This window comes from bacterium (assembly GCA_026416715.1).
Taxonomy (GTDB): Bacteria; UBP4; UBA4092; order JAOAEQ01; family JAOAEQ01; genus JAOAEQ01.
In genome coordinates this window covers 1-15385 of the sequence record JAOAEQ010000037.1, presented here as the reverse complement: position 1 = coordinate 15385, position 15385 = coordinate 1, and the positions used below count along the sequence as shown (strand labels likewise).

Here is a 15385-nt window from a genome sequence, read left to right as displayed (position 1 = left end):
GAGTAGATATTGCGAGGTGTGAGTAATAGATACATCGTAATGCCTGTAAGGTTTTGTAGCAAAATATAACTTTTCTAAAAACAAACCACTCAAATTTTCAACCATTCAATCAAAGCAACTTAAATTTGAACCTTTGGCTAAATTTTTTAAACTTACAAAAGCAGAAAGAGAAGAGTTGCTTCCGAATACGCCGTATAGAAAATTTGAACACAGGGTTCATTGGGCAAAAATGCGTCTTGTTTATAAAGGTTTTATTGACAATAGTATTCGTGGGACATGGCAAATCACTGAGAAAGGTAAAATAGTGCTTGCTAAATACGGGGATAACCCTTTTCAGAATGATTTTTCATCTTTGGTAACACAACTAATAAATGAAGTTTTTCCGGAAGGGGGCAAGAATTTTCCTGATGACTTTCTGGATTCTAAAGAAGAGATCAAGTTTCGTGAAATAAATGTTCCAGGCACAGAATTAATATTAGAACGTAATTCTCGGGTAATCATTGTTTCACCTAAAGGATATTTTCGCTATAAAGCAAAAAATCCACCAGAAGCACTTTATATTCTCTATTCAGATCATATTAATAGAAAGATTATTAAGATACCAGAAAATAATTTGATTATCTTTAAGGCAGTAAAATCTTATGAGAAATACATTAGAGATGCGCAGTCAAAACTGTTTGAAAGATTTTTAGAACTTACCAACGACGAAACAAAATCAGAAGAACTCACAAAACAAGTTATAAAAAAACTTAATCTTAGAACGTTGAATTAATTCTTTTTTTCAAATCATAGAATTTGTAGAAAATTATTGATGACAGAAATTTTGAGTAGTAATTTTTGGGAGAAAATTGCTGGGAAGGACTTAATAAGGGTAGATTTTTCTTTTTTCTGATTTTGCTTTTGAGGTAGTAGGTAATAATAGATAATAGATTTCCCCTTTTTTGTCCCAATGATAATAGGGATATCGACTAAAATTAATCCAAAGTAAAGAGACTTTAAGAATTGATTTTTTAAATTAAAGACATATAAACCTACGCAAACAAAACTTTCTTTAATTACAAAAAATCTGTCTTGCAAAGCAGGAGTTAGCCGAATAGAAGATTTTTCTTACATAAGCGGATAATGGTCAGATATAGTTATGGGTAGATAATTCATTGTGATTTCGTATGCGGAGCCTTTTTATATAAAAATCTAAAATTAGTAAAGTAACTTCTTACTTTTGAAAAAAAGGAACGAATTTCACTGCATCAGCGTTTATATTACTATTAGCGGCGTTGGTGGTCATTACGTAGCCAGTGGTGCCCTGCTCAAATTCAAACGTGCCTAATAGATGCCATTTTCCCATATCCTGTTTTAAATTTACGTAAACTGTTTTTTCGCCGCCGTTATATTTGATAGTGTAAGGCTGATTGGTTGCGTGGTTATCATACGGGTCGAATCCATACCAAACATAAACCGCATAAACTCCAGATACTGGAATTTGCGGAGTCCAATATGCTTTTGATTCACCTTTTCCAGCTGGAGCCCATTTGGTAAGTTCCCGATAATCTTGACCACCAATCCCGTCAAACCATGTTCCTTCCGTTCGGAACGAGGGTTCATTATCTTGGTCATCAATGATAATTGCATTTGGTTCTTCTTTCGGAAATCGGCTCCCAGCGTTCAACCCGAGCTGAACAATTCCTTGTGATTGATTTTCAATATTTGGTATTCCAGCAAATCGGTTTCCGGTAATCACCGCAGTTTTAACGGGCGAATGCAGCGTAATATGCTTTCCTGGTAGATTAAAATTGCTGGAAGTGATAATCAGATTCCCATCAAACGCTTCTATCGCCGGAAGTTTTTTATCTTTTGAACCCCAGAAAACAAAATTGCAGTTGTTAAACATGACTGTCCCTTTTCCTTTAATTGAAGCTATCTGGTTCGCTGGACCCCAAAACGCACAGTTCTGGAGTTGGATAACGCCAGTATTTGTTGAATCAATAACAATCGAAGTCGGTTGCGGGTCAAGAAAACTAACGAATTCTCCGTTGGTTATCAATAATCCATAAGGCGCGCAATCATCAACCAGAATAGCGTTATTCGTTGCATCAGCGCCGATACCAAGGAAGTTGCCATTGGCAACTCCAGATTTTGTTTTGATAAAATGGTAACCAATTTTATATCCCCAACAGAAAGTATTATAAACATATTCCCAATCAGTCCGTCCGAAGATGAACGCTTCGCCATGTTCATTGATGAAAGTCTGCACCGCTGCCATTTGCGGATTATTGCAGTTCCAAAATGGCCAGAAATGAACATTTTCAACCCGGCCAATATCATAACATTGGTCAACATAAAGTCCTTTGTATAATGGTTGAGCGTATAAATTCCGAATATAATGCCGACCTGCGGGATGCGTACCGAAATCTACTGCCATATAAGGATTAACGATGAGAACATCGATAATTGAAGAATTATCACCACCGCTAGCCTGGATAGTCCAAGGATAAGCTTTTGGCGGATTCGTTGGTGTTTGGTTGGGATAAAAAATCGTTATGCCTTTAATAACCGAATTTGTTCGGAGAGTTATAAACGCTGGACCCTCAGCAGTTCCTTCACTTTCTGTTGGAAGTAATGTTGTGCCTTTATATTGACTCCAAGCAGTCGGAATTTGCCATACTCCTTCTAACGTTACATTGTCTGGAATATTTAAATGCCCTTTAAACAAATAATTCCCTTTAGGCACATAAACCGTTCTTCCGCCATTAGTTTTACCAGCAAACTCGAGCGCTTTCTGAAACGGAACCGTATTATCGGTTTTGCCATCCGGTTTAGCACCGAACTGTAAAACATTAATTTTATCGTTATCTTTCTTAAAAAAATGAAAAATATCGAGTCCTTTTGCTAAACTATTCTGAGCTGTGAATATTAACAAGCAACTTATACCAATATATTTAAATCGCATAAATTCTCCTTTAAGTTTCAGGGGTTTTTTCGTTTCATCAGAAAAAATCTGTCTAACAATGAACACCTGCCGTCTATAAATAATGAAATGCTAGCTAACAACCGGCGCTATCGTTTTTCGGTTATTGGTACAAATTTGACCGCATCAGCTAACACATTGCCATTCGCATCGTTTGATACCGTAACAAAACCTTGATTCCCCTGTTTAAATGGATAGCAACCGAATAAATGCCATCTTCCGTACTCTTTCCTTAAATCAACATGTTTAGTTTCTTGACCAGCAGAATAAACGATACTATATTTCGCATTAGTTGCATGGTCGTTGTTTGGGTCAGCGCCATACCAAAGATAAACTGCATAGTTCCCATCGTTAGGAATCTGCGGTCGCCAGAATGCTTTGCATTCTCCTTTTCCGCTAACCGCCCAGTGAACTGCACCGAGATAATCAGAACCGCCTACCCCCAGTTTCCAATCTCCTTCAAGCACAAATTGCGGTGGCGAATCGAGGTTGTCAATAATAATTGCATTTGCTTCTTCTTTTGGAATGCTATAAACGTTGTTGACGATTTGAACATTCCCTTGGCTATCGTTAATAATCTGCCCTTTGCCTTTAAACGTATTTGCGGAAACAATAGCCGTTCGTACTTCCGGTTCAAGTCGGATATAATCTCGATTATAATCTAAAAAGAGCGAATCCGAGATAGTCAAACTTCCTGATTTCGCTAGAATATCAAGCTTCGCTTTATTTTTCGGGTCAATCGTTACGAAATGGCAGTTATCGAATGAGATATGACCAGAACCAGCTAGTTCTGCATGACTCGGTTCATTTTGTTGCGCAATTGTCGAGCCGAAAAATCCGCAACCCGTGAATCGGACAGGACCAGTATTTGATTCATTAACGACAATCCGACCGTAAAACTGGCTATTATGAAACGAGATACCTGCATGCGCCTGACAGTCATCAACCTGCACTGCGTTCTGGCATATATCCGCTCCGCATTGGGTAGCGAGGATGTTTGGGGTTCCCGCGTTTGTTTTAATAAAATGATATCCGATATTATAAAAAATCGAAAAACAGTTTGACATATATTCCCAATCAGTTCTGCCGATAATAAACGCTTCCGCTTTTTCAGCAATAAATTTATCTAATGGACTATTTCCATTATCATATTGCCAAAATGGCCAAAAATGGATATTTTCGAGTCGACCGATATCATAGCATTGATCTATATAAAGTCCTTTGTATAACGGTTGCGCATAGAGATTGCGTATATAATGCCGACCGGCAACTCGAGTTCCGAAATCCACCGCTTGATATGGATTGACTAAAAGACAATCGATAATCGCGCAGTTATCCGCACCACCAGATGCTATAGTCCATGGGTATGCTTTCGGAGGATAGGTAGGACTCTGATTGGGATAAAAAATAGTGATACCTTTAATCAATGAATTGGTTTTCAAAGTGATAAACGGTTCTCCGTTAGGGTTCCCTTCGTTTTCTGTAGGCAACAGGGTCGTTCCTTTAAATTGACTCCAAGCAGTTGGAATTTGCCAAACACCTTGCAAGGTAACATTATCCGGAATCACTAGATGCCCTTTAAACAGATAGTTTCCTTTTGGAACGAAAACAGTTCTTCCGCCGCTTTCTTTACCCGCTGTATCTAACGCTTTTTGAAATGCTAGCGTATTATCTGTTTTACCATCGCCTTTCGCCCCAAATTTGAGAACATTGAGTTCCTTTCCTGATGAGGGAGTATATAGGAGTGCTAATATACCAATAAGTATAACGTATTTTATTAGCATAAAATATCCTTCAAGTATCCGTATAATGTTATGTTTGATTTAATCAATAAATAATTTATCATTGATTCCGTTGAGGTTATATTAATATTTGAAAGTAAATTATAAAATTTTTGAATTGCATAAGGGATAGTGGAAAGAAATTAAGGGAATAAACTATTGCCTTAATTCCTCTCCAGTATTATCCCATATAGTAGTCAAAGATGAGTTTGGATAGTTTAGCGATAAAAACTTGCGCTTGATTATCGATTTGCCAGGATAAATCGGTTACTTCTTTGCAGAAAACTGAAATCGCCCAATCGGAGTTTGGAGTATGAATGATTCCAACGTCATTACGCACGCCATCCACCGCTCCGGTTTTATTCGCTATCCAAACCCCTGAGCCAGATATCCACCGACGTAACTGCGATTCGTAGAATTGGTTTTTCATTATTTCAATCATTTGCTTGCAGGAAGGTTTATCAATAATTTTCTTATAATAAATCAGTTCTAAGAGATGATTCATTTCCCAAGGAGTTGACATTCCAAACCCGTATTTCTTGCAGAGTTTCGGTTCTACTTCTGGTTTTTTCGTAAACGCTTTTCGAAAGACCTTAGTGTTGAACAATCCGAGAGCTTCCATTCTCCGATTGATGTTTTTCACTCCGACAAGGTCAAGCAACATGTTAGTTGTCGTATTATCACTTAAGATTATCATTAAAATTGTTGCATCGAGAATCGTTATGTTCAGACCATCGGATAGGAATTGGATAACGCCCGAGCCTGGATATTTCAATCGTTTGCGATAGGTGAGGGTATCAGACAGTTTGATTTTCTTTTCTTTCGCCTGAGCGAACACTTCAACCATAATCGGAATCTTGATAACCGAGGCGGTTGGGAAGCGTTCATCAGCATTCAGATAAAATTCATCCCCGGTTGCAAAATTCTTAAAAGCGATTCCGGGTTTGCCATCAAATTGGTTCGCGAGACGACATATCCTACGTCGGAGTAATTGAATATTTTTCATTGGATATTAGAACCACAAAGACCGCAAAATTAAAAAGATACGGAAACCGGTTTGCGGACATCGAGTGATTCAATATCGAAATAATCTTTCGGTTGAAAATTAAATATCGAAGCAATGAGATTGCTCGGGAACGTTTGGACTTTCGTATTATAATCGCGAACGTTACCGTTGTAGAACCGTCGTGCTGCCTGGATTCGGTCTTCGGTATCAACCAATTCTTCCTGCAGTTTTAAGAAGTTTTGGTTCGCTTTGAGTTCCGGATAATTTTCTACCACTGCAAATAGAGATTTGAGTTCTTTAATTAGTTTATTCTCATCCATTGCTTGCGAAGCTGGATCGCCAGTATTAGCCACTGCAGCCGCTCGCGCTTGCGCTATATGTTCGAACACTTCCCGTTCGTGTTTAGCGTATGCTTTAACCGTTTCAACGAGATTCGGAATCAAGTCATACCGACGCCGCAGTTCAGTATCAACATTCGACCAGGATTCGGTTATCATCTGACTTAATCGCACTAGATTGTTATAGGTTACGATGATAAACAGAATCGGTAGAAAGATAATTGCTCCAAATATAACTAGACCTTCCATAGGATAAGAAAGTATCGAGTATTAAGTGCTAATACCTAACCAGGTACACGCATACTCTATACTTTATTTCGTGTAATTTCCTTTCTAACATAGTCAGGAATTAACTCAATAAACTTTTGACCAGCGATAAGTAATAATTCCAATTCCGAGATGGATAATGTTTTCGATTGATGGAATAGAAGCGTATCCCCACGAATTTCAATGGTTAGGTTTCGGCATTGCAATAAAAATTCCATCATCCGAGCGTGGATAATATCATAAGCGAATTTTTTATCCGCGCATTTTACATAATACTTTTTCGAAAATTCAGCGGATTCGAAATCGATATCATCAAATCCGATAGCTGCAGTAATTTTATCGAACACATTTTCCGGACGAATAAATAATGGTTTAAAAACCAAGTTTGTCTCGATAATTAGCGGGGTAAAATAATAGGTATGCTGATTTTTCCCACTGCCTGTAGTATAGCGATAATCAAACGCGATAATCTTGACATCGTTAATTCGCCCTTGGCAGATGTTATACGCTTTTCGGTTATGCCCTTGGTTGAATAGATGATATTCAGAATAATAATCCGGTAGCGACATCGTATCTTTTGCAGTATATAGGAATCCATGGTTAGACGCGAATTGTTGCCATTCTTTTTGCCGTTTGAGATTGCTATAATATGCAAAAATACCGATAACGATTGCAATAATTATAAAGATTATTACAAGGAAACATTGTTCCATTTATGCCGTCCTATCATTTGTGCCCTTTTGTTGCATTTGAGGTTACTGTTGCATTTACTGTTGAATTTAGGATATTTATTGTACTATACGTTCAAGAACGAATCCATCGAAGCCAGCGAAATAATTGGTTGATGTAGGGTTTTTATCGATAATTTCAAATTTGAGTTCGTGCTCGCCAGTAACCAATTCTATTGGTCCATAACTAACCGGTTTCGCAGGAATAACTGAGTGATGGTATCCATCAAAATCTTTCCCGATGGTTTCTCCATCAATTGAGCACCGAAGTATCCCGTAATCTGGCGCTTGCGTATAGTATACGTTCAAGAAATATGTTCCGGTTCGTTTAACTGGGATAGTAAAAATAACCGAATCGCCTGGTTTCGTCTCACGATAAAACGCTTGAGCTGAACCGCTCCATTGCTGACCAGTTTCAGAACTCCAGAATCCCATACCTTGTTTATCGAGAATACCGCCGGAAATTACCGCTGTTGATATCAAAGATTCTGCTTCAATCATATCTTGTATTCGATAAATAGTAAATGGTTCTCGCGGATTTCTATCTTCAGGTAACGTTAACGGAAGATGCGGTTCAGTTTGATACCAATATGCAACACTGGAGTAATCCGCATTGATATCATTCGTACCACCGTGTTCTATTGAAACTCTAATAGATTTTGTAAACGGAATTGAATCTAAAATATGGAACCGATATGCGCAGACTTTTGATTGTTCTTCATCTTTAATGGTTAATCCGTGGAACAAACTCGAGAAAGTTCCTCTATTAAAATACCAACCGGAGTTGAAATAATCTTCGGTACCGGTTCCGCTCCAGACTGAATTCGGTTCATCATCTACATAAATATGTTCATCACCTTCAAGGAACCAAAGATTGCTAGGTATCAATCCCTGCATTGAGAGAACGGTTCCGATAAAATGCCCGTGCCCTTTCGCTTCAAGAATCGTATAATCTTTTCCAAGGGTTGTTGGGTTCTCACGACGCCAATGGGCATGAAAATAAGCAATATTACGATCTAATTTTGAAAGTTTATAATAATCGAGATGATAATAAAACGCGCCGACCGGTTTTCCAGTTAGGTTGGTTACTTGGATACGAGCAGACTTTCGAAACGGCATCGGTATGTAACTATAGTATCCACCGCTAGTCATTCCGATTAATAGAGAACTAAAATGCTGATATTCTGCAAATCCGACGCCAAAAAAATCGCCAAGCGGCGTTAATACACTCGGTTCCAGTTCATTATCCCAGAACATTTTTAGAATAAGATTGCGCAGCGCGAATTGCGCTTCCGCAGAAACGGTTACCCAGAGATGTGTGATTATTCCCGGACCTTTGATATCTGCTAACGTTAATGTTTCTCCGGATTTGATATAGCGACAATCTGCGTTTCCGCCGGTAGTATCAAAACTAGAAATCTGAAATGATTTAAAATCTTTCAAATAGGGTAGGGAATCATAAATGGGTAGAGAACGTAACTGTTTGCTGTAAGCAAAACTGGGATGAAAGAAAAGAGATAATGATACAATACACAATAACCTGAACCTCGTGCAACTTATGCTTTTCATATAAGCGCTACTCACATAAAAATCGGTTTAACCAGAGCATAACCTCTTTCCGCATTTCAGCAGTTTCTATATGCCCAGAATTCGAACGGAATAATTTCCAATAATCAGTTGCATTTGCTGCGGTATAGATTTTTTTCAGTTCCGCATCAATTTTATCTAATCCAGCAACTGGGGTTAATGGGTCTTGCAGTCCGGCTAGACTCAAATGCGGTCGAGGTGCAATTAATGCATTAATCTCTGCGGTAGTAAAATATTTTAAGAGTTTAGGGACATAATAATATACCCCATGTAAGTCCAAACTATTCGTTTCAACCATAGTATCGAAATCAGTTAAACAGCAAATATCGACACAAACCTTAATGCGGGTATCTAATGCTGCAATCCACCACGACATAGTACTTCCCATAGACATGCCTAACGTTCCAATTCGGTTAGCATCAACGTCAGGGCGTGAAACTAAATAATCGAGCGCACGAAGATTATCATATACCATCATACCCCAGAGAACTTGACCGTTCCAAAGCATTCGTTTAAATATTGCCGACTCAGTGGTATGACTTCGTTCTCCGAACGCCCAAGCATCGATACATAATGCGGCATAACCGTTTCTAGTCAATTCGACTGCATACGGTGGAGAGAATAAATAGCTATTTCCAATTAATAGTTCTTCTTTACCAAGATGGTAATTGCCACCGTGTGAATGATTATAGAGAATTGTCGGTAATTTATGGGTAGCATTTTTCGGGCGGACGAAATAAGCCGGAACCGGTTCGATTCCGTTAAGGTCGAGAAGAAGTTTTTCAAGAATATAATCAGGTTCAACCGATTCACGAAGCAGTATAGCAGAGATCGGACGGGTTCGTTCTGGTAAATCTCCGAGCAGTTGATACAGTTGGTTCCGCCTATTATCCTGGGTATTAATCATATTTTTTGAAAAGATATTGTATGGCAAATTCCCTAGATAAGCAATGATTATTTTAAAAAGAATACAATTTATATTACAATAATTTTGTCAGATTGAAGTTCTAGCCGGGAGAATTGGATATGCAAAGTGTTCTCAAAGAAATCGATGGATATCAAGTTCGATTATTTTCCATTGGTGCAATACAAATTGGTATAGCAACAGAATTCGGTCCTAGAATAGTATTTCTGGCGCATCAATCCCGTTCGAAATTCAATATGTTTGGTGTCTTACCGGAAGCAGGCGTACAGACGAGTGAAGGGTTCTGGCATATTTATGGCGGACACCGTTTATGGAGTTCACCGGAATCGACTCCACGAACCTATTCTTTGGATGATAAACCAATCAAGATAGTTGCTAAGAAAAATCAAATGATCATTTATGGTAATCCGGAACCGCAAAATTCGATTCAGAAAAAGATTACTATCCGAGCGAGTAAAAAAATTCTAGGAGCAGTAGATGTTGTTCATTCGATAACCAATATTGGCCGGTGGAAAATTCAGCTTGCGTGCTGGGCGTTATCAGTTATGCGACAGAACGGCATCGCCATTATTCCAATGAGACCAGAGAAGGTTGATAATGCCGGGTTACTTCCTGATCGGCACCTATCACTGTGGCCATATACTTCTCTCGCTGATAGACGATTAACGTTCCTTGATGAATATATTTTAGTTAAACAAGATAGATCCGCAAAAACACCGATTAAACTCGGAACTTTCGCGAATCCAGGTTGGATAGCTTACTGGGTTGACGGCATGCTCTTCGTTAAATACATTGAACGAAAACCAGCTGTTTATCCTGATTTCGGTGCGAATATTGAAGTGTATACCAACTCAGCTATGCTCGAAATTGAAACGCTCGGAGCATTAACCACGGTTAATCCGAACCAAACGATTGAACATACTGAAACTTGGAATCTCTACCCAATTAGAACGTTTAATCTTGATACAATCGTTAATAGAATACAATAAAGATGGATAAATAATTCTGTTGATTACCATTATTCTTTCCGTTGATAGCTTACCGCATAATACTTTCAGAAAAGGATTAAGTGCGGAGTAAAACCAGTGTGGGTCGAAGGCACACTGGTTCCTCTACGGCATTAAACCCCTTCATGTAAGGTGACAATATACAAGGTGGAAATATAGTAGATTAAGAGTAGCTTAGTATCGACAAGAGAAGTTATTCTGCTAATCGCAAATCAATCGGTTTGAAAATATTTTCGCTGGTGAGAAGAGATTTCTCTAATTGTTTTTGAAGTAATTTAGCAAAAATATTTAGGGTCATTGTAGCGGAACTATGTTGCGCAAGTGAAGATTGGTTCATCGGAGGTCCCGCCCAGTTGACTGCGAATAAATGCGTTTTCCGGTTACGGGATAAATGCCAGATTGCGTCCGCATTGGATTTAAGAAATTTAAAATATTCGTGATTGCTGGTATCTTGTTGATATAAAAGCGCAAAATAGCGATATGCGATTCCTTTAAACTGCTGGGCATCGCCAGTACAATCTTCATTCGTTCCATCGAATAATACTTTACCATATTTTGTTTCAATAGTTTCTTGGTCAAGAATAAATTTTGCAAAAGAATGAGATTGGTGAAAATAAGAGTTATCTCCGGTAACAGAATATAATTCTAAACTAGCTCCAAGCATTAATCCTTCGTTGTAGGTAAACTTCCACCAGAACTTTTTCCCATTAGGTTCGAAATGATCGCAAACCTGAAATGTTGTGGGATTGACCATTGTGGTAAACCAATATGCATAGACCTGTTTAGCAAAATCAAGATATTGTACTTCATTCGTTCTCTGATAAAGTCGGCTCCCAGATATAACTGCTCCAGCATTAATCGCAGTAGCTTTCTGGGTATGTTTTCTATCCCACCAGATTCCGCCATGCATACACGTCGTATCCCAACCATTTGTGATGATATCAGAATAAATCTTTTGCGCTTGCTTTAGATATTTTTTATCTCCGGTTACATCATACGCGCGAATCAGAACTAACACCATCCAATTTTCATCATCAAAATATTCAACGAACCACCCGCGTTTATCCTGTGCAAGGTAGAGTGTATTAATCCATTTATCGTCTCGTTTACTTTTCGTTCGTTCGATGCCATCGAGAACCGCATCGAATGCTTGCGCAAAGGTCCAATATCCAGAAAGTTTACCTGTATCAGGATAGTGAGCATTAAAATACTGTTCTGATTTATTCCAAAAATTATTGAAAAGTGCATCGAGTGCTATATCCGCATACCGATTATATAATAATATCTTTCCGGATTTCTGTCCCGATGAAAATGAATAAAAATAGTAAAGGCTAGGTAATAATAGGATAGTCATAAAAATACGCAAGCGCATACGAAATATTGGGAATTACTATTTTTAATAATTCATTATATTTCTTTATGGCTATAAATTCAATATGTATAACCATTAATTCTTTTATACGAATTCTATTTAGTGATATTATTCACAATATTTATTGACAAAAAGGAGTTTATTTGCTATAATAGATTACAATAATGTGAAATAAAGGAACAATATATTATGCCTAATATGTCGATAAATAAAAATGCGATTATTCGGTTATCCCGATATAAAAATGCGTTATATCGGTTAAAATTGCTCGGATTCGTTAAGGTTTTTTCCGATAATCTTGCAGATGCGGTAGGCGTTAAACCATCGCAGGTGCGAAAAGATTTTTCGTTATTTGGTATTTCCGGCAACAAACGCGGCGGGTATATTATTGATGAATTAATTACTAAACTTAACACCATTCTTGGGAAAGATGAAATTCAAAAAGTAGTCATTATCGGTGCGGGACATATCGGGACCGCATTAATGAAATATAAAGGATTTGAAAAAGAAGGCATAAAAATTGTCGCAGCATTTGATATAGATCCAGCGAAATATAATCGTAACGCAGAAGTTCCTGTGTTGCCCTTGGACGAATTAAAAGATTGTGTTCACAAGCATAACATTAAAATTGCTATTATTGCTGTTCCGGATATTGCAGCGCAGCAAACCGTAGATTTGCTATTGAATGCCGGAATTAAAGGAATCCTTAACTTTGCCCCGATACGACTGCGCGCTCCTGAAGACTGTGTCATTAATAACGTTAATCTTGAAGTTGAATTAGAAAATGTGATTTATTTTGTTAACGCATTAAGCAAACCATCTACACATCGATATTGAACAAGGTCTCTTTATGCGAACCACGCCAAAATCATTACGTTTACATATAGGAATTTTTGGGAGAACTAATGTTGGAAAGTCTAGTTTTCTCAATATGATTGCGGGACAGGAGGTAGCGATCACTTCTCCGGTACCAGGAACGACGACTGATGTAGTGGAAAAAACCATGGAACTACTTCCGATTGGTCCTATCGTTTTGCTAGATACAGCTGGATTGGATGATGTTTCACCGTTAGGGCAGTTGCGAATCAGAAAAACGAATACAATCTTTGCTCGGTCAGATATTATTGCACTTATCATTGAACCGGAAATATGGACTGAATTTGAAGAGAGTATTGTTCGTGAAGCTAACCATCAGAATGTTCCTTTAATTATCGTTATAAACAAAATCGATATCAACGCTTGTTCCGAATCGTTTTTAGCTAAAATGCAAGCCATTACACCTCATGTAATCTGTTGTTCTAGCATAGATGCAACACAACGAGAACACAATGTTAATGCATTTAAAAAACACTTGATTCAACTTTGTCCGGAAGACTATTTAAGCCCAACAGCTTTAGTCGAAGATGTTGTTCCGCCGCAAGGGGTAGCAGTGTTAATTATACCGATTGATAAAGAAGCGCCGAAAGGAAGAATTATCCTTCCGCAAGTGCAAACTATCCGTGCCGTTTTAGATAGTCATGGAGCTGCAATTGTAGTTAAAGAAAGCGAATACCAGCAAATTCTGGAAAGAGTAGCCTTGGTTCCGGATATTGTGATTTGCGATTCACAAGTCGTATTAAAAATGGTAACCGAGACACCGAATAATGTTAGATGTACAACATTTTCGATTTTATTCTCACGGTATAAAGGGGATTTAATTGAATTGGCAAAAGGAGTTTGCGCTGTTGCTCAATTACAGCCTGGAGATAACATTCTCATAGCAGAAGCGTGTAGTCATCATGCAATCGAAGATGATATCGGGCGGGTTAAACTCCCACGATGGTTGAACCAATATGTCGGTGGAGAGTTACAGATAACGGTTTGTTCCGGAAGAGATTTTCCGTCGGATTTAAGCAAATATAAATTAATTATCCATTGCGGAGCATGTATGATAACCCGAAAAGAGATGCTTTTTCGGATACATCAGGCGAATGAAGCCAGAATACCTATAACCAACTATGGCATCTGCATTGCTTTTGTGCAGGGCGTTCTCGACCGGGTTCTTGCTCCTTTTCCTGCAGCGGTAACTGCATATAGAAATGAAATGAGCAAAATCGAGCAGGAGAAAAACCAAAACCGGGATTTAGCGTTAATGTATAATCAATAAATGAAACCTACAACACTAAAACGAAAAATAATTATTGCGATTCATAGTGTCATTTTAATCCTGGGAATCTCCTTTCTGATCCTTGCATATTTTGTTATTAAAAATAATATAATTGCACGAGCACAACGTCAGGTATATCTGGATTTACGTGCAGCGCGAATTGTGTATACAGCAGAACAAGACAAAATTAAGTATGCGTTCAGTTTATTGTCCGATAATGAAACTATAGATTTAGAAGAAGCACGAAAGAAAATTGGTATCGATTATCTTTATCTCGTTCCGCGAGAAAAAAAGGATACCGTAAAAAGTGAAATTGCGCAGCGCGCTTTTTTAGGAAAGGGAATTGGTGGAACTCGTATCATCGGAACCGAAGAGTTGCTATCTCTTGGGGAAGATATATACCAACGAACTTTAATAGAAATTCGTGAAACACCAAAAGCTAAACCGAGTCACATTAAGTTATTGAATCAAGCTATGGCAATAGAGTATGCTTCTCCCCTATTCGACAAATCCGGTAGAATGAGCAAAGTTATTTATGGTGGAAAAATCATCAATCGCGATTTTGCATTAATTGACCGCATTCACGACGCAGTGTTTGAAAAAACACACTATAAAGGAAAACCGATTGGAACGGTAACCATATTCCAGAATGATGTCCGAATTGCTACGAATGTTCTTGATAGTCAAGGTAACCGAGCAATAGGGACACGAGTTTCGCATACGGTTTACGAACAGGTAATTGAAAAAGGTGAAATGTGGTTGGATCGAGCTTTTGTCGTTACCGATTGGTATTTAACTGCTTATGAACCGATTCGCGATATCAACGGCAACATTATCGGCATCTTATATGTAGGATTGTTAGAACAAATATTTCGAGATATTATTCGCAATGTTTTTATCATATTTCTCATAATAATAATTTGTGCGGCAGTGATTGCAGAAATACTATCGCATCTTTTAGCGAGTTCTATTTCTCAACAGTTAACCGATATGTCAATTGCGACGAAACGGATAGCTAATGGCGATTTATCAATCCGGGTGCAAACGAACGGGTCGGTCAAAGAATTGAATAGTGTTGCCCGCGATTTTAATGAAATGACGGAAAAACTTGCTGAACGAGAACAGAATCTAAAAACGGCTAATGAAAAACTCAGTGAGTTGAATAAAAGTTATCTTGATTTAATCGGGTTTGTAGCGCATGAGTTGAAAGGGATTCTCGCTTCAACAATATTGAGTGCATATTCCTGTCTCTTATACACATCT

Annotated in this window: 13 protein-coding genes; 5 read left to right on the top strand and 8 right to left on the bottom strand. The window is 38.1% G+C overall.

Annotation, left to right across the window (positions count from 1 at the left end; genetic code table 11):
• The first annotated feature begins 133 nt into the window (after positions 1 to 133).
• Positions 134 to 772 carry a winged helix-turn-helix domain-containing protein gene (locus N3A72_12040; protein ID MCX7920305.1) on the top strand — a complete coding sequence of 213 codons (639 nt, stop codon included), beginning with the start codon at positions 134 to 136 and terminating at the stop codon, positions 770 to 772.
• A gap of 441 nt (positions 773 to 1213) precedes the next feature.
• Here N3A72_12040 and N3A72_12035 read toward each other — a convergent pair whose 3' ends face one another.
• From N3A72_12035 to N3A72_12005, 7 genes are all read right to left on the bottom strand, one after another.
• Positions 1214 to 2947: a hypothetical protein gene (locus tag N3A72_12035; GenBank protein MCX7920304.1), complete on the bottom strand. Its 1734-nt coding sequence runs from the start codon at positions 2945 to 2947 to the stop codon at positions 1214 to 1216.
• 107 nt (positions 2948 to 3054) lie between these two features.
• Positions 3055 to 4749 carry a hypothetical protein gene (locus N3A72_12030; protein ID MCX7920303.1) on the bottom strand — a complete coding sequence of 565 codons (1695 nt, stop codon included), beginning with the start codon at positions 4747 to 4749 and terminating at the stop codon, positions 3055 to 3057.
• A 178-nt stretch (positions 4750 to 4927) separates the two neighbouring features.
• Positions 4928 to 5752 (bottom strand): class A beta-lactamase-related serine hydrolase, encoded by an 825-nt coding sequence (locus N3A72_12025; GenBank protein MCX7920302.1) that lies wholly within the window; start codon positions 5750 to 5752, stop codon positions 4928 to 4930.
• A 29-nt stretch (positions 5753 to 5781) separates the two neighbouring features.
• A complete protein-coding gene (locus N3A72_12020; GenBank protein MCX7920301.1) occupies positions 5782 to 6339 on the bottom strand; it encodes a LemA family protein in 558 nt (185 codons plus the stop codon).
• A gap of 56 nt (positions 6340 to 6395) precedes the next feature.
• Positions 6396 to 7070, bottom strand: coding sequence for a hypothetical protein (locus N3A72_12015; GenBank protein ID MCX7920300.1), 675 nt, complete (start codon positions 7068 to 7070; stop codon positions 6396 to 6398).
• A gap of 75 nt (positions 7071 to 7145) precedes the next feature.
• Positions 7146 to 8528: a DUF2961 domain-containing protein gene (locus N3A72_12010; GenBank protein ID MCX7920299.1), complete on the bottom strand. Its 1383-nt coding sequence runs from the start codon at positions 8526 to 8528 to the stop codon at positions 7146 to 7148.
• A 133-nt stretch (positions 8529 to 8661) separates the two neighbouring features.
• Positions 8662 to 9579: an acetylxylan esterase gene (locus tag N3A72_12005; GenBank protein ID MCX7920298.1), complete on the bottom strand. Its 918-nt coding sequence runs from the start codon at positions 9577 to 9579 to the stop codon at positions 8662 to 8664.
• Positions 9580 to 9698: 119 nt separating this feature from the next.
• On the opposite strand from N3A72_12005, the gene N3A72_12000 reads away from it, so the two are divergent.
• A complete protein-coding gene (locus N3A72_12000) occupies positions 9699 to 10586 on the top strand; it encodes a hypothetical protein (GenBank protein MCX7920297.1) in 888 nt (295 codons plus the stop codon).
• A gap of 211 nt (positions 10587 to 10797) precedes the next feature.
• Here N3A72_12000 and N3A72_11995 read toward each other — a convergent pair whose 3' ends face one another.
• Positions 10798 to 11976 (bottom strand): glycoside hydrolase family 76 protein, encoded by a 1179-nt coding sequence (locus N3A72_11995; protein ID MCX7920296.1) that lies wholly within the window; start codon positions 11974 to 11976, stop codon positions 10798 to 10800.
• A 198-nt stretch (positions 11977 to 12174) separates the two neighbouring features.
• On the opposite strand from N3A72_11995, the gene N3A72_11990 reads away from it, so the two are divergent.
• The 3 genes from N3A72_11990 to N3A72_11980 all read left to right on the top strand — a co-directional run.
• Entirely contained in the window at positions 12175 to 12813 is a 639-nt protein-coding gene (locus tag N3A72_11990; protein ID MCX7920295.1) for a redox-sensing transcriptional repressor Rex, read from the top strand.
• A gap of 13 nt (positions 12814 to 12826) precedes the next feature.
• Complete coding sequence (hydF, locus tag N3A72_11985) at positions 12827 to 14122, top strand: [FeFe] hydrogenase H-cluster maturation GTPase HydF (protein ID MCX7920294.1); 1296 nt, start codon at positions 12827 to 12829, stop codon at positions 14120 to 14122.
• On the top strand, positions 14123 to 15385 hold a 1263-nt coding region (locus N3A72_11980; GenBank protein ID MCX7920293.1), incomplete at its 3' end, for a cache domain-containing protein. It lies immediately after the preceding gene.

Excerpts from the sequence above, each read along its gene's own strand:
- N3A72_12025 (MCX7920302.1), bottom strand. The coding sequence starts at position 5,752 with ATGAAAAATATTCAATTACTCCGACGTAGGATATGTCGTCTCGCGAAC.
- N3A72_12005 (MCX7920298.1), bottom strand. The coding sequence starts at position 9,579 with ATGATTAATACCCAGGATAATAGGCGGAACCAACTGTATCAACTGCTC.
- N3A72_11995 (MCX7920296.1), bottom strand. The coding sequence starts at position 11,976 with ATGCGCTTGCGTATTTTTATGACTATCCTATTATTACCTAGCCTTTAC.
- N3A72_11990 (MCX7920295.1), top strand. The coding sequence starts at position 12,175 with ATGTCGATAAATAAAAATGCGATTATTCGGTTATCCCGATATAAAAAT.
- N3A72_12030 (MCX7920303.1), bottom strand. The coding sequence starts at position 4,749 with ATGCTAATAAAATACGTTATACTTATTGGTATATTAGCACTCCTATAT.
- N3A72_12015 (MCX7920300.1), bottom strand. The coding sequence starts at position 7,070 with ATGGAACAATGTTTCCTTGTAATAATCTTTATAATTATTGCAATCGTT.
- N3A72_12000 (MCX7920297.1), top strand. The coding sequence starts at position 9,699 with ATGCAAAGTGTTCTCAAAGAAATCGATGGATATCAAGTTCGATTATTT.
- N3A72_12035 (MCX7920304.1), bottom strand. The coding sequence starts at position 2,947 with ATGCGATTTAAATATATTGGTATAAGTTGCTTGTTAATATTCACAGCT.
- hydF (MCX7920294.1), top strand. The coding sequence starts at position 12,827 with ATGCGAACCACGCCAAAATCATTACGTTTACATATAGGAATTTTTGGG.
- N3A72_12020 (MCX7920301.1), bottom strand. The coding sequence starts at position 6,339 with ATGGAAGGTCTAGTTATATTTGGAGCAATTATCTTTCTACCGATTCTG.